Origin of the sequence: Ramlibacter sp. WS9 (genome assembly GCF_003797765.1) — a bacterium.
Taxonomy (GTDB): domain Bacteria; phylum Pseudomonadota; class Gammaproteobacteria; order Burkholderiales; family Burkholderiaceae_C; genus Ramlibacter.
Genome location: NZ_RKMB01000111.1, coordinates 1 through 614, shown reverse-complemented (window position 1 = coordinate 614; position 614 = coordinate 1). Strand labels below are relative to the sequence as shown.

The window sequence follows — 614 nt, the reverse complement described above, 5'->3', positions numbered from 1 at the left end:
CTACTACGCCACCCACGGCGGCGAAGCGGAAGACGTCGCCCTGGCCCTCAACGAGCAGTACATGCCGCGCGGCGCCGGCGCCGAGCTACCCTCGACCCTGACCGGCGCCGCCGTGGCGGTGGCCGACAAGCTCGATACCCTGGTCGGTATCTTCGGCATCGGCATGCTTCCCACCGGCAGCAAGGACCCCTACGCGCTGCGCCGTGCCGCGCTGGGTGTGCTGCGCATCCTCATCGAGAAGCAGCTCGACCTGGACCTGGTAGCCGCGGTCAACGCCGCCGTCGAGCAATACGGCGACAAGGTCAAGGCCGCCGGCCTGGCCGAGCAGGTGCTGGACTTCGTGTTCGACCGCCTGCGCGCGCGCTACGAGGACGAAGGCGTGGACGTGGCCGTGTACCAGTCGGTGCGCGCGCTCAAGCCAAGCTCGCCGCTGGACTTCGACCAGCGCGTACAGGCCGTCCAGGCCTTCCGCCAGTTGCCTGAAGCCGAGGCCCTGGCCGCGGCGAACAAACGGGTGTCGAATATTCTCGCCAAGACCGAGGACGAGGTTCCGCCGAACGTGGATGCCAGCCTGCTGGTGGAAGCCGCCGAGAAGGCCCTGGGCAGCGCCGTGG

General features: G+C 69.2%; 1 protein-coding gene. It reads left to right on the top strand.

Annotated elements, in window-relative coordinates; all coding sequences use genetic code 11:
• Window positions 1–614 (top strand): glycine--tRNA ligase subunit beta (locus EEB15_RS33185; RefSeq protein WP_141514249.1); only part of this gene is annotated, 614 nt, incomplete at both ends.